We start from the raw sequence: 235 nt of genomic DNA on the forward strand, positions 1-235 counted from the left end.
ATGACTTCCATCGGAAACTTTCCAGAAGCCCACTGCCACAAGAAAACGGTTGTTAGCAGAAATATAATCAACAATCCTGCTGCACCAAATAGACCAAAGTTTTTATAATCGCCTACCGTGCTAATTAAACCAGCCAGAATAATCAACCCAAGTATGAGTTTTTTAACCTCGACATGTGCTCTTCCCGCAAGTGCTGTTGCAATTTAAGTAATATGTCCATTTTTACGCATGTACT

Origin of the sequence: Citrobacter sp. TBCS-14 (assembly GCF_005280805.1) — a bacterium.
In the GTDB taxonomy this organism is placed as follows: domain Bacteria; phylum Pseudomonadota; class Gammaproteobacteria; order Enterobacterales; family Enterobacteriaceae; genus Citrobacter; species Citrobacter gillenii.